The sequence below is a fragment of the Phaeobacter sp. JH20_29 genome (assembly GCF_048056175.1).
GTDB classification, from domain to species: Bacteria; Pseudomonadota; Alphaproteobacteria; order Rhodobacterales; family Rhodobacteraceae; genus Phaeobacter; species Phaeobacter bryozoorum.
The window spans coordinates 270,859-292,209 of record NZ_JAYMWO010000009.1 but is presented as its reverse complement, the minus strand read 5'-3'; the positions used below and the strand labels follow the sequence as shown (position 1 = coordinate 292,209).

General features: G+C 63.2%; 19 protein-coding genes. 9 read left to right on the top strand and 10 right to left on the bottom strand.

Going from position 1 to position 21,351, the window contains the following annotated elements:
• Window positions 1–65: 65 nt before the first annotated feature.
• Entirely contained in the window at window positions 66–3,200 is a 3,135-nt protein-coding gene (locus VWZ85_RS07465; protein ID WP_416587618.1) for a transporter substrate-binding domain-containing protein, read from the bottom strand.
• Between the two features lie 263 nt (window positions 3,201–3,463).
• On the opposite strand from VWZ85_RS07465, the gene VWZ85_RS07460 reads away from it, so the two are divergent.
• On the top strand, window positions 3,464–3,871 hold the full coding sequence (locus VWZ85_RS07460; RefSeq protein WP_416587616.1) for a response regulator transcription factor: 408 nt from the start codon (window positions 3,464–3,466) through the stop codon (window positions 3,869–3,871).
• 51 nt (window positions 3,872–3,922) lie between these two features.
• Here the strand turns inward: VWZ85_RS07460 and VWZ85_RS07455 are convergent, their stop codons facing one another.
• The 3 genes from VWZ85_RS07455 to VWZ85_RS07445 form a co-directional block, all read right to left on the bottom strand.
• Window positions 3,923–5,023, bottom strand: a complete 1,101-nt coding sequence (locus tag VWZ85_RS07455; protein WP_416587614.1) for a M24 family metallopeptidase — start codon at window positions 5,021–5,023, stop codon at window positions 3,923–3,925.
• A 155-nt stretch (window positions 5,024–5,178) separates the two neighbouring features.
• Window positions 5,179–6,765 carry an ABC transporter substrate-binding protein gene (locus VWZ85_RS07450; protein ID WP_416587612.1) on the bottom strand — a complete coding sequence of 529 codons (1,587 nt, stop codon included), beginning with the start codon at window positions 6,763–6,765 and terminating at the stop codon, window positions 5,179–5,181.
• A 68-nt stretch (window positions 6,766–6,833) separates the two neighbouring features.
• Window positions 6,834–7,451: a helix-turn-helix domain-containing protein gene (locus VWZ85_RS07445; RefSeq protein ID WP_374015532.1), complete on the bottom strand. Its 618-nt coding sequence runs from the start codon at window positions 7,449–7,451 to the stop codon at window positions 6,834–6,836.
• A gap of 165 nt (window positions 7,452–7,616) precedes the next feature.
• Between VWZ85_RS07445 and VWZ85_RS07440 the strand changes: the two genes are divergently transcribed.
• The 5 genes from VWZ85_RS07440 to VWZ85_RS07420 all read left to right on the top strand — a co-directional run bounded on the left by VWZ85_RS07440 (window position 7,617) and on the right by VWZ85_RS07420 (window position 11,741).
• A complete protein-coding gene (locus VWZ85_RS07440; protein WP_416587609.1) occupies window positions 7,617–8,660 on the top strand; it encodes an ABC transporter permease in 1,044 nt (347 codons plus the stop codon).
• Window positions 8,660–9,562, top strand: a complete 903-nt coding sequence (locus VWZ85_RS07435; protein WP_416540923.1) for an ABC transporter permease — start codon at window positions 8,660–8,662, stop codon at window positions 9,560–9,562. The genes VWZ85_RS07440 and VWZ85_RS07435 overlap by 1 nt, the downstream gene beginning before the upstream one ends.
• Entirely contained in the window at window positions 9,559–10,407 is an 849-nt protein-coding gene (locus tag VWZ85_RS07430; RefSeq protein ID WP_340547489.1) for an ABC transporter ATP-binding protein, read from the top strand. Before VWZ85_RS07435 ends, VWZ85_RS07430 begins: the two co-directional genes overlap by 4 nt.
• Entirely contained in the window at window positions 10,404–11,150 is a 747-nt protein-coding gene (locus VWZ85_RS07425; protein ID WP_416587607.1) for an ABC transporter ATP-binding protein, read from the top strand. Before VWZ85_RS07430 ends, VWZ85_RS07425 begins: the two co-directional genes overlap by 4 nt.
• 63 nt (window positions 11,151–11,213) lie before the next feature.
• Window positions 11,214–11,741, top strand: coding sequence for a GAF domain-containing protein (locus VWZ85_RS07420; protein ID WP_416540922.1), 528 nt, complete (start codon window positions 11,214–11,216; stop codon window positions 11,739–11,741).
• Window positions 11,742–11,940: 199 nt separating this feature from the next.
• Here VWZ85_RS07420 and VWZ85_RS07415 read toward each other — a convergent pair whose 3' ends face one another.
• On the bottom strand, window positions 11,941–12,411 hold the full coding sequence (locus VWZ85_RS07415) for a hemerythrin domain-containing protein (RefSeq protein WP_340547486.1): 471 nt from the start codon (window positions 12,409–12,411) through the stop codon (window positions 11,941–11,943).
• 191 nt (window positions 12,412–12,602) lie between these two features.
• Between VWZ85_RS07415 and VWZ85_RS07410 the strand changes: the two genes are divergently transcribed.
• The 3 genes from VWZ85_RS07410 (at window position 12,603) to VWZ85_RS07400 (ending at window position 15,145) form a co-directional block, all read left to right on the top strand.
• The gene (locus VWZ85_RS07410) at window positions 12,603–13,241 is read left to right on the top strand and encodes a LysE family translocator (RefSeq protein ID WP_416587604.1); all 639 of its coding nucleotides are present in this window, start codon (window positions 12,603–12,605) and stop codon (window positions 13,239–13,241) included.
• Between the two features lie 162 nt (window positions 13,242–13,403).
• Window positions 13,404–14,450 (top strand): amidoligase family protein, encoded by a 1,047-nt coding sequence (locus tag VWZ85_RS07405; protein WP_416587602.1) that lies wholly within the window; start codon window positions 13,404–13,406, stop codon window positions 14,448–14,450.
• On the top strand, window positions 14,447–15,145 hold the full coding sequence (locus VWZ85_RS07400) for a gamma-glutamyl-gamma-aminobutyrate hydrolase family protein (RefSeq protein ID WP_416587601.1): 699 nt from the start codon (window positions 14,447–14,449) through the stop codon (window positions 15,143–15,145). The genes VWZ85_RS07405 and VWZ85_RS07400 overlap by 4 nt, the downstream gene beginning before the upstream one ends.
• 117 nt (window positions 15,146–15,262) lie before the next feature.
• Here VWZ85_RS07400 and VWZ85_RS07395 read toward each other — a convergent pair whose 3' ends face one another.
• The 5 genes from VWZ85_RS07395 to VWZ85_RS07375 form a co-directional block, all read right to left on the bottom strand.
• The gene (locus tag VWZ85_RS07395) at window positions 15,263–17,479 is read right to left on the bottom strand and encodes an NADP-dependent isocitrate dehydrogenase (RefSeq protein ID WP_416587634.1); all 2,217 of its coding nucleotides are present in this window, start codon (window positions 17,477–17,479) and stop codon (window positions 15,263–15,265) included.
• 329 nt (window positions 17,480–17,808) lie between these two features.
• On the bottom strand, window positions 17,809–18,657 hold the full coding sequence (locus VWZ85_RS07390; protein ID WP_416587599.1) for an ABC transporter permease: 849 nt from the start codon (window positions 18,655–18,657) through the stop codon (window positions 17,809–17,811).
• Window positions 18,650–19,417 (bottom strand): ABC transporter ATP-binding protein, encoded by a 768-nt coding sequence (locus VWZ85_RS07385; protein ID WP_416587597.1) that lies wholly within the window; start codon window positions 19,415–19,417, stop codon window positions 18,650–18,652. The genes VWZ85_RS07390 and VWZ85_RS07385 overlap by 8 nt, the downstream gene beginning before the upstream one ends.
• Before the next feature lie 99 nt (window positions 19,418–19,516).
• Window positions 19,517–20,536: an ABC transporter substrate-binding protein gene (locus VWZ85_RS07380; protein ID WP_416587595.1), complete on the bottom strand. Its 1,020-nt coding sequence runs from the start codon at window positions 20,534–20,536 to the stop codon at window positions 19,517–19,519.
• A gap of 98 nt (window positions 20,537–20,634) precedes the next feature.
• Window positions 20,635–21,300, bottom strand: coding sequence for a GntR family transcriptional regulator (locus VWZ85_RS07375; protein WP_340547478.1), 666 nt, complete (start codon window positions 21,298–21,300; stop codon window positions 20,635–20,637).
• Between the last annotated feature and the right edge of the window lie 51 nt (window positions 21,301–21,351).

The following is a 21,351-nucleotide window of genomic DNA, read 5'->3' as shown; positions in this document are numbered from 1 at the left end:
CAGCTTATGACAGACCTATGCGTGTCGGGATCGAGCGCCGGGTGGTGCTTAGCTGCGGCGGGCACTCAGGCGGTGGCGCCCCGCCCCAGTGCGGCTGCCACGGTGGCTGCCAGATCGTGCGGGTGCGAAGGTTTCTGCAGGAGCGGGGCCTCAACCGGGCCCATCTCGGCGGCGGTGAAACCGATGTAGCCCGACGTGTAGACAACCGGGACCCCCGGTCGCAGGGCGCGGATGCGGCGGGCCAGTTCAAAACCACTGATGGAGCCCGGCATCACCACATCGGTCAGCAGCAGATCAATAGACGCCTCACGCCCTGCCAGATCCAGCGCCTGCTGCGCCGATGACGTCGCAAGCACCTGATAGCCAAGCTCCTCCAGCACGCCACTCATCATCGACAGCAGCTCGGGTTCGTCCTCCGCCAGAAGAATGGTCTCGCCCTTGCCGCGGATCGCCGCACCGTCGCTGACGGGCGCTTCACGCTCGCCCTGTTCGGTCCCGCGCGGCAGGATCATTTGCACGGTGGTGCCGATGCCGGGTTCGGAATAGATCCTGAGATCACCATTGGCATTGCGGGCAAAGCCGTAGACCATCGACAGGCCCAGCCCGGTGCCCGCAACGCTGCCTTTGGTGGTGAAGAACGGGTCGGTGCAGCGGGCCACCGTTGCCTCGTCCATGCCGGGGCCATTGTCGGTGACAGACAGTTCCACGTAGCGATAGATGCCGGGTGCGGCGCTGTTGTCATGATCGCGCTGGTCTGCGTCTAGGTCGTCATCGGTCGAGAGCACCGCGCGGGCCGTCAGGGTGATCCTGTCACCGCGACCGCTGTGCAGTATCGCATCCCGGCTGTTCAGCACCAGATTCATCAGTGCCGTTTCCAGCTGGGCCGGATCACAATAGACCCGCAATCCGGGGTCAACCGGATCGCAGGCGAGCTGGATCCGTTCCTCGATCATGGAGCCGATCAGCTCCTCGAAATCTGCAAAAACCTCATCGACAGCTTTGGCCATGGCAAGCCCCGGCTGGCGTTTGGCAAAAGCCAGCAGCCGAGCCGTGAGCGCGCGGCCTTTGTCGATTGCGCCAGCTGCAACGTTGAGAAACCGCGCCCTGCTGTCCGGCGTCTCGGAGCTGCGCGCCAGTTCCACGGCGTAGAGCATGGAGGCCAGCAGATTGTTGAAATCATGGGCGATCCCGCCGGTGAGCTGGCCGAGGGCATCCAGCCGATTCTTGCGTTCGCTTGCCAGTCGGTTGCGTTCTTCGCTGGAAATATCGTCGATCACAAGAACCAGCGAGATACCGTGTTCCTCATTGTCCAGAACGGCGCTTGTGACGCGGACATAGCGATAGTCCTCGCTGTCGGCGTGGCGGCGCAGCAGATGGGTTTCACCGGTCAACACATGGCCTGAGCGGGCGCGGCGGATCGGGTCGGCGCTGTCTTCAAGCGGGGTGTTGCTTTCACTGTCGAGAAAATAGATATCCTGCGGCCAGGCGAATGGCACCGGTTGCGAGACACCCCCCAACATGCGACGGGCGCGGCGGTTGATGCGAATGATCTGGCCGTCGCGATCCAGTGCGACAATACCGCTGGTGGCGGCATTCAGCACGGTTTCCAGCTCGTCGCGGATCTCGGCCACCTCGGCGGCTTGTCTGGCCTTTTCAGCGGCGGTACGGCGTCGGGCGCGCAATTGGCCGGTGCCAAGAATACCCAGCAGGCCCAGAACACCGCCCACAAGGCCATAGCCCAGCAGCGCAAGCCGGTCCGAGGTCCAGAACACTGCCGGTTCAAAATACTGGCGGCGCAGCTCGGCGTAATCGGCGGACACCAGATATTGCGGCAGGGCCAGATCCAGCTTGTCGCGGATCTCGCCCAGACCAAAGCGCAGCGCGGCAGCGCGTTCCGTGGTCAGCAGCGCGGGGAGCGCCTCGGTTATGCTCTCAGGATCGCCCCATCGCGCCGCCGCCAGGGGCAGGGTGTCAGATTGATAGATCACCGCGTCGATCCGCCGATCCTGCAACGCCGCCAGCAGGTCCCTGGCCTCTGCCATCGCAACGATGGTCCAGCCATTGGCGGTTGCCAGCGCGATCGCGGCTGCGTTGTCTGATCGCAGGCCGATGCGGCGCCCTTGCAAATCCTCGGGCCGCCTCAGCTCTGCGGCATCCGCCGGACGGGTAAAGACGGATTGATCCGTGGCCAGAATGGGATGGGCAAAATCCATCCTTGCAGAACGTTCGGTCGTGACGCTGGCGGCGGGCAGGATATCGTAGGTGTCCGACTGCGGCCCGCGTCGCCAGTCGTCGTCGCTGATGCTGTGGAATGCCAGTTTCAGCCCGGTGCGCCCTGCCAGGTCGCGTAGGGTCTCGACGCCAAAACCAGAAAAGCTGCCATCCGGTTCGATCACCTGATAGGGCGGCGCGTGGCGCACGCCGACGCGAAGCACCTCGGGGGCGGGCAGTGGAATGTCCAGAAAATACTTGCGCAGCAGATTATCTAGTCGACGGTCGCCTTCGATCCGGTCCAGCGCGGCTTCGATGTCAGGCAGCAGGTCGGCACGGCTTTGATGCAGGGCGATGAACCTCTCGAACTGCCGCAAGGGCGGGTTCAGGAAGCTGACCCGGCCATCAACGGACGCCAGTTTCGCGATGTTGAAAGCGACGGGCTCCGGGATCAGCACGGCGTCAACCCGCTCTGACAGCAGCGCCATGATTGCGGCCTCCGGTGATTCGAACTCCACGGCCGTGTTGCGCGCGAGAAAGGCCTGCTCCTCCGATCCGACAGCCGGGGGCACGATGCCCACCCGCCTGCCGCTGAGCGAGGTGGTCGAGAGGGATTGCGCCTGTGCGATACGGACCATCGGGCGCAGGGTTTCACGCGAAATGCTGCGGGAAAACACATTGGTGTCACGCAGTGCGGGCAGCTGTGCAATGCCCGCGATCATATCGGTTCGCCCGGTGGCCTGTGACTCGACGAACTCGCGGCTGGTGGACAGCGGAACCAGCGTGATGCCGGTGCCGAGTTCGCCCGCGATCTCCTCGGCGAGCTCAACCAGGAACCCGTTTGCCTGCCCATCAGGATCCAGCTGCGCGAAAGGCGGGATCGGCAGCACACCGATCCGTAACGGCTCCGGGGCCTGCTGCGACCACACGGGCGGGGCTATGGCAAGAACCGCCAGCAAGGCCACGCCGCGCCAAACCTGTCTGATCATGTCTCGAACGCTCCGCCTTGCCTCTGCCCGCCTGATGCTGCCCGCCTGATATCGCCGGTCCGATGCCGTCAGGCTACCACCTGTCCGGGCGCAATGTCGGATCAAACCGACCAACAGTTGCAATCAAAACGAATTGTCGCAGCCAACACAATTGATCAATCCCGGGCTGGCCGTTAAAACCGATGCGGCATGGGAAACATCAGCAATCCGGTCGGCGTTTCGGCGCAGTTATGTGGTACTGGTCCGTTTGAAAAGGGAATGCGATGGCAAATCTTCTGGTTCTCGAAGACGACGAGGTTTTTGCCGACCTGTTGCAGGTCTCGCTGGAGCGGGCCGGGCATTTCCCGATCTTCTGCGCGGACGCAACTCAGGCCATTGCGCAATACGATGAATATGACTTCGATCTGGTAATCGCCGATCTGATCGTAAAGAAAAACAACCGTGCGGTGCCGGATGGCGGCGTGATCCTGCTTGCCTTCATGCAGGGGCGTGCCCGAGAGGGCCACAAGATCCCGCCGGTTATCTCAATGTCCGGTGCAACCAAAGCCCCGGGGCTGGAGAATCTGTTGGTCACGTCACGTGATCTTGGGGCCACGGCTTCGCTGACCAAACCCTTTGAACCAATCGAGCTGCTGTCCCTGATCGACGAGCTGCTGGAGAGCGAAGTCTGATCGGCGCCACCAGAAACCGGGGCGCCGACCGTTTTTTCGGAGCCTGATCAGTCAGCGCCGCTGCATGCTGCGGGGCATCTCTGACAGGATCTCGGCGCCATCTTCGCGCAGGATCACGATCTCCTCCAGACGCACGCCAAAACGGTCCTTTAGGTAAATCCCCGGTTCGATCGAGAACACATTGCCTGCGCGCAGCTCAACCTCCGATGTCGCGGTGATATAGGGCGGTTCATGCACGTCGATGCCCAGCCCGTGGCCGGTGCGATGCAGGAATTGCGCCCCATAGCCGGCGGCGGCAATGGTATCGCGGGCGGCACGGTCGACCTCACTGGCGCGAACGCCGGGTTTTGCCGCCTGAACAGCTGCCTTTACCGCGGCCTCGACCACTTCGAACACCTGCTCATATTCCGCTTCCGGTGTGCCGAACCAGCCGCAGCGGGTCATGTCAGAGGGGTAGCCATTCAGACGGCATCCCGTGTCGATCAGCACAGCCATATCGCGGCTCAGCCTTGTGTCACCGGTGTGGTGATGCGGGAAAGCGCCATTGGCCCCAAAGCCGACGATGGTGAATTCCGCGCTGGCGCCATGGGCCTTGTAATATTCATGCAGGATCGCCTGCACATCCAGCTCGCTCATGCCTTGTTCGAGACGGGAGAATGCTTCGGTCACGGCGGCATCATTCAACAGATGCGCAGCCTTCAGCGCGTCATATTCCGCGGCGTCCTTCATCGCGCGCAGCAGGCCAACTGTATCATCGGTAAAGCGGCGGCTGGGCGCGTCCATCGCATCCAAAACCCGCAGGGCAAAATCGGCGCGCATGGTTTCATCCAGCACCACCGACAGGCCGCCAGCTGTGGCATCGCAGTCGCTCAGCAGCGTGGCAAGGGCCGCATCCGGGCCTTCGTCATCCGACCAGCAGCGAAATGGCAGGTCGGTTGCCGTGCGCGCGGCATCAGCATTAAGCGCCGGCATCAGAAATCCCGCATGGCTCTGGCTGACCATCAGCATCACCGGGCGTTCGTCGCCATGGGGGTTCACACCCGACAGCCACATCATATGGCTGGAGGGGCCTAGCACCACCAGATCGGTGGCGGTTTCTGTCATGCGGTGACGCAGCCGGTTCAGCCGGTCTGCATAGGGGGGCGTTGTCATCTATCTGGCTCCTGCCGCGCGCCCGGTTGTGAGGGGCGGGGCGTCTTGATTGCGGTCGACATTGGAAAAAGGGGCCGGCTCATGTCAGCACCGGCCCCGAGCGGCCTGCCCCCGTCAGACAGGGGACAGGCCTAGGCACCAGGGGGCGCCGGGGATCAGTTCTTTTCCACCAGACGGTAGAAAACAAAATCAGAGGTCGCACCGTTCACATAGCCGGAGACATCCGCGTCCATCGCCACCTGATAGGCCGCCTGGAACATGATCACGATGGGGGAGCTTTGCTGCACGTCGGCCTGCAATTCGCGGTACATCTCCAGCCGTTTTTCAGGATCTGCCTCGGTGAGGGCGGCCTTGGTCTTGGCGTTCATCTCCTCCGGCACAGCCCAGGCGTTGCGCCAGGTGGTGGTCGCCGCATAGCTGTCGTCCGAGTTGTCGGAATTATAGGCAAAGGCCTTGGCGTTGGAATGCGGGTCCATGAAATCCGGGCCCCAGTAGAGCAGCATCGCCTCATGGCTGCGCTCGCGATATTTGGTGATCACCTGGCTGCCGGTGCCGGGGAGGATTTCAAAGTTGATCCCGGCGTCGGCAAAGCTGGCCTGTAGGGACTGCGCCATATCGGTAAAGGGGGCCGCGTTGATCACATCCAGCGAGACGGTGATCGGGGTTTTGATCCCGGCGTCGCTGAGGATGGACTTGGCCCGCTCCGGGTCATAGCCGAACGGGGTCTCATCGTAGGAGCCGGGAAAGCCCTTGGGCCAGAACGCCTGATGGATCTCCATCTGGCCGTTGATGATGGTATCGGTCATCCCCTTGTAATCCACCAGATAGCGCGCGGCCGCCCAGACGGCCGGATCGGTCAGACTGTCGGTCTTCTGGTTGAAGGACAGGAAATGCACCGCGGCCTGCGGGTAGGTCTCCACCTTGATGGCGTCGCTGTCAAAGCCGCGGATCTGATCGGGCGTCAGGTTGCGGGCCATGTCGATATCGCCGGATTCCAGCAGCAGTTCCTGCGTCGCCGCCTCGGCCACATGGCGGATGATGACGCTCTCCATCTTCGGCGCGCCTTTGAAATAGGCGGGGTTTGCCGCCAGCCGCACCATCTGCGCCGGGCGGTAGCCCTGCAGCTTGAACGGGCCGGAGCCTGCGGCGTTTTCATTCAGCCAGCCATTGCCCATGTCGCCGTCCACGGCATTGGCCATCACCACCTCTTTGTCCACCACCGAGGCGGGGCGGGCGGCCAGTACGTTCATGACAAAGGCGGGTGAGAAATCGCCTTCGTATTTGATGGTGATGCTATTGCCATCTGCGGTGACCATCTGATCGACATTCTCCGCCGTCCAGCCCAGCTGCGCCAGAATAAAGGCGGGGGTCAGGTTCAGCTTGATCACCCGGGCAAGCGAGAACACCACGTCCTCGCTGCGCACCGGATTGCCCGAGTGGAACACCGCATCATCGCGCAGGGTAAAGCGGATGGTCTTGGCCTCCGCGTCGATGTCCCAGGCGCTGGCAAGGCCCGGCGCCAGAACGGTGGGATCCTCGGCGTCATATTGCACCAGCCGGTCGTAGAGGTTGGTCACCAGCTCGCCCGAGGTGAACTCATAGGCCTGTGCGGGGTCAATGGCGACGATATCGTCGATGTTCTGCGCCACGATCAGCGCATTGGCGGGCGTGTCTGCAACAGCGCCGCTCGCCAAGGGCAGGGCCATCACGCTGGCCAGCAAGGCGGATTTCACGAGTTTCATGTCAGTCTCCCTGTTTTGATGTCTTGTTGTCTGCCGCATCGGCTCTGCCCACTGGGGAGCGATCCGGGTCACGGCAGGTTGGGGGTATTCTTGCTGTGCAAAACGCTGAGCGTGCCGGTCCACAACAGCCGCGCGGGCTGTTCGGTCGGATTGCTCCAGGAATGTGAGGTAAGGCCGCTGTAATGCAGGCTGTCGCCGGCGGTAAGGCGGAACACCTGCCCGTCCAGCGACTGGTCGATCTCGCCCTCCAGCACATAAAGCATCTCTTCGCCCTCGTGGCTGACCTCTTCGGAGACGTATCCGGGCGGGACATGTAGGATGTAGCTGGACAGCTCCGCACCCGGAAACTGCGCGCCGAGCGCCTCATAGGTGAGTGACGATCCCGCCAGTGAAAACTGCGTGCGCGTTGCCGCCCGCGTCAGCGCATCCGACGGCTTGGGCGTGGCGATGAAATACTCCAGCCCCACCTCCAGCGCTGCGGCAATCTGCGCCAGCGTGCCCAGCGTCGGGGTGGCGTTGTCGCGCTCCACCTGGCTCAGATAGCCCACCGACACCCCGGCGGTATCGCCAAGCGCCTGAAGCGTCAGCCCCATCTGCTTGCGCCGCTTGCGGATCAGCGCGCCTAGCATCGGCCCTGTGCTGCTGCGGGTCTTGGCGGGTTTGGCGGCAGGGCTGGCAGGGGTCATCGGTGGCTCTCGGTTTGGGCTTGCTTCGGGCAGCTTAGGAAAAAAATTATTGTGAAGCAAAAAAATTTTGCTATCGAGAAAAATAATATTTATGCCTGATGGTGTCGCGCCGACCGTCCGCCGATCGGATGCGGTGCGGATCGACCATGTGGAGGGCAGGATATCTTGACCAGAGCAGCACAGAAACGGCGCGCAATTCTGCGCTGGGGGCAGGGGCTTGCCGGTTTTGCCATCGTGTCGACGCTGACCTTTCTCGGGCTTCTGGCGATCACGTTTTTCATTGGCCGTGTGGTGCCGATTGATCCGGTTCTGTCCGTGGTCGGCGACCGCGCGACACAGGATCAATATGACGCGGCGCGGGTTGCCATGGGGCTGGACCGGCCGCTGGTGATCCAGTTCCTATCCTATGTGGGCGATGTGTTTCAGGGCGATCTGGGGCGTTCCGTCTCCACCAACCGGCCCGTCGTGTCCGACCTCGCGCGGGTGTTTCCCGCCACGCTGGAGATGGCCACGCTTGGCATACTGATTGGTGTTATGATGGGCGTGCCCATGGGCGTCTGGGCCGCCGCCCGACAGGGCACCTGGGTCGATCAGATCATCCGCGTCTTTGCGCTGCTGGGCTATTCGGTGCCCGCCTTCTGGCTGGGGCTGGTTGGTCTGGCGGTGTTTTATGCGGGTCTGGGCTGGGTCGCCGGACCGGGGCGGGTCGATATCTTCTATGATGGGCTGATCGAGCCGGTCACCGGCCTGCTGCTAGTGGACAGTCTGCTGGTCGGCGACACCGAGGTGTTCTGGAACGCGCTCTCGCATCTGGTGCTGCCTGCGGCCATCCTCGGGTTTTTCAGCCTCGCCTATATCGCGCGTATGACCCGCAGCTTCATGCTGGACCAGCTCAGTCAGGAGTTCATCACCACCGCCCGCGTCAAAGGCGTGCCGGAATGGAAAGTGATCTGGGTGCATGGGTTCAAACCGATCCGGGTGCCGCTGATCACGGTAATCGGCCTCTCTTATGCCGCTCTGCTGGAAGGGTCGGTGATGATTGAGACGGTGTTCAGCTGGCCCGGCATCGGCAATTACCTCACCGTGGCGCTGCTGAATGCGGATATGAATGCCGTGCTTGGCTCGACGCTGGTGATTGGCGCGGTCTTCATCTTCATCAACAAGATCTCGGATGTGCTGTACCGGGTTCTTGATCCAAGGAGCCTGTGATGCTGAGCCGCGACTGGTTGCTGGACGACTCCCCCACCACACGGACCCAGGCCACCGCAGGGCGCGCCTATCGTATGACGCTGGCGCTCATGCGCAACCCGCTGGCGGTGCTGGGGGCACTGATCATCACGATCCTTATTCTTGCAGCCGCGCTGGCGCCTTGGATCGCGCCGCATAGCCCGGTGGGGCAGGACCTGTCCTCGCGCCTGTTACCGCCTTCTGCCGCCCATTGGATGGGCACCGATGAGCTGGGGCGCGATATCTTCTCCCGCGTGGTTTACGGCGCGCGCATCACGCTGATGATCGTGGCGCTGGTGGCGGTGATATCGGCGCCGCTGGGGCTGATCATCGGGGCGATTTCGGGCTATTTCGGGGGCTGGATCGACCGCATCCTGATGGGGATAACGGACGTCTTCCTGTCGATGCCCAAGCTGATCCTGGCGCTGGCCTTTGTTGCCGCCTTGGGGCCGGGGATCGAAAACGCGATCATCGCCATCGCAATCACCGCATGGCCTGCCTATGCCCGCATCGCACGGGCCGAAACGCTGACCTTCCGCAACGCTGAATTTATCGCCGCGACGCGCCTGCTGGGGGCTTCGCACAGCCGGGTCATCCTGCACCACGTGCTGCCGCTCTGTACCTCCTCGATGATCGTGCGGGTGACGCTGGATATGGCCGGGATCATTCTGACGGCGGCGGGTCTTGGGTTTCTGGGTCTGGGCGCGCAGCCGCCGCTGCCGGAATGGGGCGCGATGATCTCGCGCGGGCGGGTGTTCATTCTGGACCAATGGTGGGTGGCGACCATGCCCGGCATTGCCATCATCGTTGTCAGCCTTGGCTTCTGTTTTCTTGGTGACGGGTTGCGCGATGTGCTGGACCCCAAACAGGGGGGCAAGTCATGAGCCAATCCACGTCCACACCCCTGCTGGAGGTCGACAACCTCCGCGTCAGCTTCCCGACACCCCAGGGGCGGGTAGAGGTGGTCAAGGGGCTGAGCTTCACATTGGGCCGCGAACGCCTCGGTATCGTCGGCGAGAGCGGATCGGGCAAATCCATGACCGGCCGTGCGATCCTGCGGCTGATCCGCCGCCCGGGCCAGATGACGGCGGACCGGCTGGCGCTGGAGGGGCAGGAGCTGCAAACCCTCAGCGAACGTCAGATGCGCAATATACGCGGCGCGCGGATTTCGATGATCATGCAGGATCCGAAATTCTCGCTCAATCCGGTGATGACCATCGGCGCACAGATCGCCGAGGCGCTGGATGTCCACGAACGTCTCAGCCGCCGCGACACCCGCGCCCGCGTGCTGGAGATGCTGGAGGCGGTGCGCATCAACGACCCCGAACTGGTGGCGCAGATGTATCCGCATCAGGTCTCGGGCGGCATGGGGCAGCGGGTGATGATCGCGATGATGCTGATCCCGCGCCCGGATCTGCTGATCGCGGATGAACCGACCTCGGCGCTGGATGTCTCGGTACAGGCGCAGGTGCTGGATCTGATTGACGATCTGGTGCGGGACAAGGGCATGGGCTTGATCCTGATCAGCCATGATCTCAATCTGGTGGCGCGCTATTGCGACCGGATCATGGTGATGAATGCCGGCCGCGTGGTCGAAAGCTGCGCCGCTGCTGATCTGCACAAAGCCAGCCACCCCTATACCCAAGGTCTGCTGGCAGCGGTGCCCCGGATGAAGGAAACCCGCGACACGCTGCCTGTGCTGGACCGATCAAGCTGGAGTGGCACATGACAGCGATATCTCTGAAAAACCTCGATATTTCCTACGGCGACACGAGGGTGGTGCAGGGCGTCACCCTGGATGTGGCCGAGGGGGAGAGCTTTGCCCTGGTCGGCGAAAGCGGATCTGGCAAATCCACCGTGCTGAAGGCGATTGCCGGGCTTGCGCCTGACTGGACCGGCGAGATCTCGGTTCTGGGCCAGCCGCGTAGCCACGGGATTGATCGCGCGTTTTCCCGAACCTGCCAGATGGTGTTTCAGGATCCCTACGGATCATTGCACCCGCGCAAACCGGTCGACTGGGTGCTGCGGGAGCCCCTGCGGGTGCATGGCATCGGCGCGCGCGACGCCCGCGTGGCAGAGATACTGGCCGCTGTCGGCCTCGACCAGCGGTTCCGCTTTCGCTATCCGCATCAACTGTCCGGTGGGCAGCGCCAGCGGGTCGCGATTGCGCGGGCGCTGATGCTGGAGCCCAAGGTGATGCTCCTGGATGAGCCGACCTCGGCGCTGGATGTGTCCGTGCAAGCCGAGATCCTGAACCTGCTGAAGGCGCTGCGCCATGCGCAGGGGCTGACCTATCTGATGGTCACCCATAACCTGCCGGTTGTCAGCTTTATGTGTGACCGTATGGCGGTGATGAACAAGGGGCGCATTGTCGAGATCGCCCCGGCAGAGGCGCTGCATGACGGCGCCTTTCGCGATCCCTATACTCAGGCGCTCTATGCCGCCAGCGGTGGCGCGGAGCTGACCGTGTGACAGCTGCCGGACTGACCATCAATCACGACAGCAGACCCGACCCCATGCCAAAGGACAGACCCGATGCCCGACGATAACATGCGCAGCCGCCGAACAGACGATACCTCCGCCGAGGCGCTGCGCCATTTCACCAACGCGCTGGCCGCCGCCACAACGGCCGAGGCGGCCTATGATGCACTCTGCGCGCTGACCAAGGCCACCGTTGGGGCAAAGCTGTTCACCGTGATGACGGTGGATATGGGCGCGATGCTGGCCTGTCGCACCTATACCGACGACAGTGTGAATTACCCGACCTCCGGCACCAAACCGATCGAGATGAACAGCTGGTTCGATATCGTCCACGGTCAGCACCGCAGTTTCGTTGCGAATACGCTGGAAGAGATCGACGCGGTGTTTCCCGACGCCGAGCTGATCGGCGCGCTGGGCTGTGGCGCGGTGATCAACCTGCCGGTTCTGCTGGAGGGGGAACTGGCCGCGACCATCAATATCCTGCACGAGCCGGGGTACTACACGCAGGCGCGGGTTGCGCAGGCGAAAGAGCTGTTGACGCTGCCCGCCATGGCAACGCTGGCGGTTGCGCGACAGCTCTGATCGCCGCTGAAGGCCGAGGCGGTCCTGCCCGCCGACCCGCAGGCTCTCATGGATAGACAACACAGAGAGCCGCGCGGCGGCCGGCTCTCTCTTGTCGGCGGTATGATGCGTGCGGCGCCGAGAGGTCCCCGCCCGGATCTGCCTCCCTGCACCGGGCTGGACGTAGGGCTTGACGTCGGGCTGCCCGGGATCGCTGCCGTCAGTCTTCGAGGCTGTCCTCGCGTTTTTCGTCAATCAGGCCGCGTTCCTCTTCCTTGCGCTTCTGGAAACGTGTGCCATAGCCTTCGATCTCCTCATCGGAGATGATCTCCTTGGCCCGGGTAAACACCTCGTTTTCCTCTTCTTCCATGTGGTGTTCGTAGTCGTGCTTCAGCTGCTGGAACTTGCTCATCCACAGGTCGGAGGACATTTTCATCACGTTGAGCTCTTCCATCAGATCGTCGAGCTGCTGGTGCTCATGCACGGAATGGCGGGCCGCATCCTGACCCCAGGTCTGGCTGATCAGCTTTGAGTAGAAGGTTTCTTCCTCGGCGGCGGCGTGGCTTTTCACATCCTCGTAGAAGCGTTTCCAGAGGGCGCCGCGCGCCTCAACCTTGCTGTCCTCGATCGAGGCGAGCAACTCGCGGTGGGCGTCATGGTCCTGTTTGATGGCGTCATAGATGGATGGCATAGCGGCTCTCCGGTTGATTGACCTATCTGGGCTGAGCCTCCCCGCCAGGGCTCTGGCCGCCGGGAGACAGGGAAAGAACGCCGCAGCCGGGCGGAGTGTTCCCGCAGACCGCAATATTATGCGCAGGATCCGGGTCGCGACCCATGGCCGGTGCAATTAGGTCAGGATGAGCATTGCCATGTGAGACTGATATGACCCTTGAGACGACGCTTGCCCTGCTCGTGTTTCTGTTCCCGCTGGCCTATAGCCCGGGACCGGGTAATCTGTTCTTTGCCGCCAACGGCGCGCGGTTCGGGATGCGCGCCATGATCCCGGCCACGGCCGGCTATCATATCGCCACGGCGCTGGTGACCCTCTTGATCGGATCCAGCGCCCTGCTGGCTCAGGCGGTCTCGCAGGAGGTGTTTCGATGGCTGACGCTGGCCGGGGCGGCCTATGTCCTGTGGCTGGCCTGGGGCATGTGGGGCGCCGACGGGGCGGCCTCAGGGGCACAGGCGCGACCGGCGCGCTTTGGTGATGGTGTGGTGTTGCTGCTGCTGAACCCGAAGGCCTATGTGATCATTGCGGTGATGTTCAGCCAGTTTCTGGCGCCCGCTGATCCTGCGCGCACCGCCGATGATGCAGCGTCCCTTCTTTTTTCGGGACAGCTGGGGCTGGTCATGATCATCACGCTGATCTTCACGCTGAACAATCTGGTGGCTTTTTCGATCTGGACATGGATCGGCGAGGGGCTTGCACGACGGATCTTCCGCGATGATCGGGCGCGCAAGATGAACCGGGGGTTTGCCCTGCTGCTGGCGGCTGTCGGCCTCTGGATGCTGTTGATCTGAATGCTAATCCGACGGGGCCTGTCTTGTCCCGCGGCGGATTTCGACCGATCGCCCCATCAACAAAGCAGCGTAAAAAACGCGAGAGGATCGTGCCCGCGCCCGCAGGGGTGGAACATTTTTGCATCGGTGACGTTGGGTCTGTGAGCGAGCACGGAGCCCATTATGTTGGAAAGTGATCTGAGTACCGAGGCGGGTTTTGCCTCTCCCCTTGACGGCCGGTCGGCGGGACGCGCGGATGCGCAGGACGCTGTCAAATCGCTGCCGCAGATGTCTGGGGCCCGCACCGCCGCCGATGATCGCAAGGTCGGCGTCGAGATCGAGTTCGGTGGCCTCTCCGCCGCCGAGGCGCAGGACATTGTCCAGCGCGAACTTGGCGGCGACATCTACGCGCAGGATGATACCGACGGCCCGAAACCGCACGTCAAGAACACCCGGCTGGGCGATGTCGAGGTCTATCTGGACAGCCGCTACCGGACCGAAGTCCACGGGCTGGGCAAGGCGCTGTTCTCCCTCGCGGAGCCGCTAATCCCTGTTGAAATCGTGACCCCGCCGCTGGCGCAATCGCAGCTGCCGCAGCTGGATCGGCTGTGTTCCAAACTGGCAGAGGCGGGGGCCACGGGCACGCAGGACGGCGTGCTGAACGGCTTTGGCGTACATCTGAATGTCGAAGTAGCGGATATGACGGCGGATCACATCGTCCCGGTGCTTACCGCCTTTGCTCTGCTGGATCCGGTGCTGCGCCGCAGCCCGGGCATCGACGTGTCGCGCCGGGTGCAGCCCTTTATCGCGCCCTATCCGGCGGCGCTGATTGATGCCCTCTGTGAGCACCCGCCACAGACGATGGAGGCGCTCTGCGACCTCTATCTCGACCATGCGGCGGATAGAAACCACGCGCTGGATCTGCTGCCACTGCTGGCCGATTACGCGCCCGATCGCGTGCGCGCCGCGCTGGGCGAGGATGACAAAACCGCCGCCCGTCCGGCCTATCACTACCGTCTGCCGGACTGCCGTCTGGGCCAGCCGGGGTGGTCCATCAGCCAGGAATGGAACCGCTGGGCAGAGCTGGAACAGATCGCCCGCGACGGCCGGCTCGACCAGCTGATCAAGGCCTGGCGGAGCCGCCCGCGCAGCGAACAGCTGCTGAACCGCGAATGGGCCAAACACGCGGCCGACGTCCTGAACACCGCAGCACGAGGAGACGCCGCATGAAACCGGTCATCGCAGTCACCGTTTCGCGCCGCAGCGGCTGGCGGATCTTTCCGCTGATGGCCCTGAACATCTGGCTGGCCGGTGGCCGCGCCGTGCGCTGGCAAAGCGGCCGCGCCGCCGATCTGGCGCAGGTGGATGGTGTGGTCATCGGTGGCGGAGACGACATTGCCCCAACGCTCTACAAGGGGCAGATCATGCCGGAGGTCCGTCTGGACCCCGAGCGCGACGCGCTTGAGGCTGATATCGTGCGGCAGGCAACCCAACAGGATGTTCCGCTTCTGGGGATCTGTCGCGGGGCGCAGATGCTGAATGTAGCCCGCGGGGGCGCGCTCTATCAGGATGCCTATGCCTTTTACGGGTTGGAAAACTACAAGACAGTGCTCCCCCGCAAGAAGGTCACGATCACCAACAACAGCACACTGCGGCGTATCCTCGGGGTGCCTGAGCTGAAGGTCAACGCGCTGCACAGTCAGTCGGTCAGCAGCCTCGGGCAGGGGCTGCGTGTCACCGGGCGCGATCAGTCCGGCATGGTGCAGGCGATCGAGGATCCGGGCCGTCGGTTTGCAGTCGGGGTGCAGTGGCATCCTGAGCATCTGTTCTACCAGCCCGCCCATCTGAACCTCTTTCGCGCGCTGGTCGAGGCGGCGAGATCCAAACGCGACGACCCGGTCGAAGCGCTGGACATGGTCGGCTGATCCGCCCTGACACTTTCCCCCGAGGCTTTGCAGTCTGAACGAAAAAAACGCCCGGATCACTCCGGGCGTTTTCTATGGTCTAGGGGCAGCATGACGCCCGATCACGGCGATGCGTGATCAGCCGATAATGCCGTTCAGCGTGGCGCTGGGGCGCATGACGGCGGCAGTTTTCACCGGATCGGTGTGGAAATAACCACCCAGATCAACCGCCTTGCCCTGAACCTCGGCCAGCTCCGACAGGATCTGCTCTTCCTTGGCCGCCAGCTCTGCGGCGATGGGCGCGAAATGCGCGGCCAGTTCGGCGTCATCCCCCTGTGCGGCCAGCGCTTCGGCCCAGTAGCGGGCAAACCAGTAGTGGCTGGCGCGGTTGTCCGGCTCACCCACCTTGCGCGAGGGCGAGCGGTTGTGATCCAGAATGCCCTGCGTCGCCGCCTCGGCGGCGGCACCCAGCACGCCAGCCTTGGCGTTGCCCTTGCTGTCGGCGAGGAAGTTCAGCGATTCACCCAGAGCACAGAATTCGCCCATCGAGTCCCAGCGCAGGTGGTTTTCTTCAACCAGCTGCTGCACGTGCTTGGGCGCAGAGCCGCCGGCCCCGGTTTCAAACAACCCGCCACCGTTCATCAGCTTCACAATCGACAGCATCTTGGCCGAGGTGCCCAGCTCCAGGATCGGGAACAGGTCGGTCAGATAGTCGCGCAGCACGTTGCCCGTGATGGCGATGCTGTCCTTGCCTGCGGTGATGGTTTCAAGGCTCTGGCGGGTGGCTTCGCGCGGCGCCATGATCTGGAACTTATCCGCCACGCCAGCTGCGTTCAGCACGGGCTGCACGTATTTGATCAGCTCGGCGTCATGGGCGCGGTTGGCGTCCAGCCAGAAAATCGCCTCGGAACCGGTCAGCCGCTGACGGTCCATCGCCAGCTGGATCCAGTTTTCGATCGGGGCCTTTTTCACGGTGCAGGCGCGCCAGATATCACCGGCCTCGACCTCGTGCGAATGCAGCGTCTCGCCATTTGCCAGCACGATACGGATGGTGCCATCTGCGGGCGCTTCGAAGGTGGTCGGGTGCGAGCCGTATTCCTCTGCCTTCTGCGCCATCAGACCGACGTTGGCGACGGAGCCTGCGGTGGTCACGTCGAGCGCACCATTGGCTTTGAAGAAATTGATGCTCTCGTCATAGACGGTGGAATAGCAGCGGTCGGGGATCACGCAGTTGGTGTCGCCCTTGTTGCCCGCTTCGTCCCAGCCCTTGCCACCGGCACGGATCACCGCAGGCATGGAGGCGTCGATGATCACATCGGAGGGCACATGCAGGTTGGTGATGCCCTTGTCGCTGTCCACCATATACATGGACGGACGGTCCAGCGCGGCGATCTCTGCCTTGATCGCATCGCCATTGGGCAGGCCGTCGATGGTTGCCAGAACCGCACCAAGGCCCGAGTTCGCCGAGCCGCCAACCGCTTCGATTTCAGCGCCGTATTTGTCCCAGACCGGGCCCAGCCATGCCTTCACCGCGTGGCCAAAGATGATCGGGTCGGAGACCTTCATCATGGTGGCTTTCATGTGCAGCGAGAACATGGTGCCATCGGATTTGGTGTCTTCAATCGCATCCGTCAGGAAGGAAGACAGCGCCTTGGCCGACATGAAGGTTGCATCGGCAACGGTGCCCTCTTCCAGCGGCCAGCTGTCCTTCAGCACGGTAACGGCGCCGTCCTTGCCGACAAACTCGATCTTCGCGGTCCCGGCCTGCGCGGCGGAGATGGTGGCGGAGACTTCGTTGGCGTAGAAATCATTGCCCGGCATCGAGGAGACTTTGGTCTTGCTGTCAGCAGACCATTTGCCCATCGAATGCGGGTTGTTCTGGGCAAAGTTCTTCACCGCGCGGGCGGCGCGACGGTCCGAGTTGCCTTCGCGCAGCACCGGGTTCACAGCCGAGCCCTTGATGGTGTCATAGCGCGCGCGGATCTCTTTTTGCGCATAGGTCACCGGGTCCGCCGGATAGTCGGGGATGTCGAACCCCTGCGCCTGCAACTCGGCAATCGCGGCGGTCAGCTGCGGCACCGAGGCCGAGATATTCGGCAGCTTGATGACATTGGCTTCGGGGGTCTTCACCAGCTCGCCCAGTTCGGCCAGATCGTTGCTCTGACGCTGGGTGTCGCTCAGCGCTTCGGGGAAGGTCGCAAGGATGCGGCCCGCCAGCGAAATGTCCTTGGTCCCGACGGAGACGCCCGCCGCATTCGCAAAGCTGCGGATGATCGGCAACAGAGAGGCGCTGGCCAGCTCGGGGGCTTCGTCTACGATGGTATACAAAATGTCGGGGGTCGAATTTTCTGCCATATTCCACAACCTTTTTTCAGCGATATCGGAAACTTGGGTGAGCGGTCGGCGCTGCACCTGATGGACGGGGTGCTGCTGCCCGGTGAGGATGCGGCGGGCGGTCATCTTGGGTCAGAACTGGTCTGACAGACCGGCAGCCCGCAAGGACAACAGCCATTCATATGGCCCCCGTGTAAATCAGGTCGCGCGCGGGTGCAATTGCCGGCATGGGCTTTGTGAGGCGCAGATTGCCGCGCTTTTGAGATTATTGGCGCGTTTTGGCGCCATTGGCCTCGATTCTATGCGATTGCGACAGGCAGGGGCGGGTCACATGCGCGACTCGGTCGCGCTCAGCTGCGCCAGCGCAGCAGGTGGCGTTCGATCAGCCCGATCAGGCTGCTGACCAGCACCCCCAGTACCGACAGGATCGCCACACCGGCAAACAGCCGCTCCAGATCATAGAGCGACCCGGCCTCCAGAATATACGCACCAATGCCATGCTCCGCCCCCAGCATTTCAGCGGCCACCAGCAGGATGATGGCAATCGCCAGACTGATGCGCAGGCCGGACAGGATACCGGGCATCGCCCCCGGCAGCACGATCTTGCGGACAATCGACAGCCACGACAGGTTGAAACTCTGCCCCATGCGGATCAGCGAGCGGTCGACATTGTCCACCGCGCCATAGGTGGCCACGACGGTGGGCGTAAAGGTGCCAAAGGCGATCAGCGCATATTTGGACCCCTCATCAATGCCGAACCAGATCACAAACAGCGGCAAAAGCGCGATCTTCGGGATCGGAAATAGCGCCGCCACCAAGGGCACCAGCCCCGCGCGCACATAGGAAAACAGCCCGATCATCAGCCCGACGCCAATACCGACGCTGGCCCCCAAGGCCGCGCCCACGACCAATCGCGACAGCGAGACGCTGACGTGGGTCCACAGCAGGCCGGTGGCATAGAGCTCCCGCAACGTCGCCAGCACATCGCTGGGGCGCGGCAGGGTGAGGTTGGAAATCCAGCCCTGACGGGTGCCAAGTTCGGCCAGAAGCAACAGCAGCACAAAGACCAGCCCGCCCACCCAGCGCCCGCCGCGAGGGGCAAAGCCGCCGCCGCGAAACTGGACCGGGCGGATCGTCGGTGTTGCGGGGGTGCCCGCCGTCTTGCCGGGCTGCGCCCCGGCCAATTGGGTGTCAGACATTCATCAGCTCCGCATCCGCCGCCCGCGCCTCGTCACGCATCAGCTGCCACAGGTATTTCTGTTTCTGTTCAAGCTCAGCATCGCCAAACTCGCGCTCGGCCAGCGGCGTGTCCAGTTCCACGATCTCGCGGATCTGGCCGGGACGGCGGGACAAGACCACGATGGCATGACCCAGCCGCACCGCTTCAGCCAGATTATGGGTGACATAGACGGCGGTGAAGGGCGTGCGCGTCCACAGCGCCACCAGATCATCCATCAGCAGTTCGCGGGTCTGGCTGTCCAGCGCCGACAGCGGCTCATCCATCAGCATCACTGCCGGGTTCACGGCAAGCGCCCGTGCTATTGCCACCCGCTGTTTCATCCCGCCCGACAGCTGCTTGGGCAGCGCCTCGGCAAAATCACTCAGCTTGGTGCGCGCCAGAACATCGTCGATGATCCGTGCCGCTGCCGCGCCGCGAATGCCGTGATCCTCCAGCACCAGGCTGATATTGCCCCGGACCGTGCGCCATGGCAGCAGGGCAAAATCCTGAAACACATAAGTCAGCGGATTAAGACTGCCCTCGGGCGGCTGCCCCACCTGCAGGACCTCGCCTTGGCTAGGGCGTTCCAACCCGCCGATGAACCGCAGGAGGGTGGATTTGCCACAGCCGGAGGGGCCGACGATACAGATGATCTTGCCGCTGGGGATCTCCAGCGTGATGTCCCGTAGGACCGGGATGTCGTCATAGGCATGGCCCACCCCGGACAGGCGAATATCCATAGTCTTGCTCCGCGCATGAGAGGGCCGGGGCAGGCCGCCCCGGCGCTGGTGCCGGTCTGGGTCACCGGCACTGTCAGTTGTGCGTCACCGGTCCGGTGATCAGCCGATGGTGTCGACGTAGCTGGAGTCGATGATCGTCTCCAGCGTGATATCCGCATCCACCAGCTTTTCGGCCTGGAACCATGCCAGCTGATCCGCCAGCGATCTGGTGTTCATCGCCGCCCCTTCGTTCAGACGCATGGTGCCATTGATGATCGACTTGGCGGCTTTCTCGCGGGGGCGATCTGCGTAGACATATTTGTGGATCAGATCGACCATCTGGTCGACGCCTGCATCACCGCTGGCCCGGTCGATCATGGTGGCGTTGTAATCGGAGACACCGCGGCTGTAGGCGCTCAGGAAATCGCGGGTCATCTGCTGCTCACCGCTGGCATTGCTGGCCGAGGTAAACACCGTCGTCACCTGATAGTCGGGCAGATAGTCCGCCACATCACCGATGATATGCACAGCGCCCGATCCTGCCAGCGGCTTGGCGATATGAGGCACGATGGACCAGGCATCAATCTGCCCTGATTTCAGCGCGCCGATGATCGCACCGACCTTTTGCAGCGGCTTGAAGGACAGCGAGACACCTTCCTTCTGCGCCATCCGCGACCCCATGTAGTGGAACGAGGAACCGGCGGTGGTCATGCCAAAGCTCTTGCCGTCCAGCGCCGCCGGGCTGGTGACCCCGGCCTGATAGGCGGCGTCGGAGACCAGAATCTTCTGCCCGTCGATACCCGGCTCCTCCGACAAGGCGCCACCGATCACCTTGATTGCACCGCGATCGGCCAGCGAGATCAGCCCGCCCGACATCGCGGTGATCGCATAATCCACATCGCCCGAGGCAATCGCCACCGACATCGGCGAGGCCGCCTGGAAAAACCGCAGCTCCACGTCAAGGCCCGCATCAGTGAAATATCCGCGCTCCTGCGCGATGAAGCTGGCTGAATGGCTGGTAAAGCGCAGCGCCCCCAGCACGATCTTGCGATTGCTTGCCAGCGCCGGTGTCGCCAGCCCCGCAGCTGCGGCAGCACCGCCAAGTGCTGCAAGCGTGCGGCGGCGTGTCCAATTGGTCATCTCTCAAATCCTCCCTCTTATGTTGGTGTCCCATCGGGTCGGTCAGGCCCGCTGATATCTAGTCTCGGTTTCCGGCGCGCGTTGACCGCAGCCCGCTGTTAGCCGCCCATATCGCCGGTCACATAGATCTCCAGCGCCGCGATGGCGGCCTCGGTATTGCGGGCCAGCACAGCCTCGACCAGCACCTGCTGCTGTCGCGCGCGGGTGGCAAAATCGAGCCGCCCTTCGCGCAGTTGCGCCAGTCGGAACCGGCGGGACTGATCGTAGAATTTCAGCTGCATATCCGACAGCCGGGGCGATTGCGCGGCCTCCACCAGCACCGCGGCAAAGTTCCGGCAGGCCATGTCCCAATCCAGCGCCAGCGCGTCATTGGCCTCCTCAACCAGCGCTTCCTCGGTGCGGCGCAGCGCGTGATGCGCCGCCAGAACCCGGCCCTCCCACTGGACGTTGCCGCGCTCCAGCCCCATCCTCAGGCCCAGCCGTTCCACCTCCAGTCGCATGAACAGAATGTCCCGCAGGTCATCCTCGGTCGCCGAGGTGACGCGAAAACCGCGCTGGGCGGTGGCCTCCACCAGCCCCTCGGCGCTGAGCATCCGTAGGGTCTCGCGCATCGAATGGTTGGAGCCGCCATAGCTCTGGCGCAGCGCTTCGATCTTCAGCTTCTGGTCCGGTCGCAGCACGCCAAAGGAAATATCCCGCCGCAGCGCTGCCGCCAGCACGGCGACAACCGTATCTTCCTCCGAGCGGGGGCGCCGACCAAACATGCTTTGATCCCTATTTTGGAAAATCTCCAATATTTTTGCCGGGTGATTGCG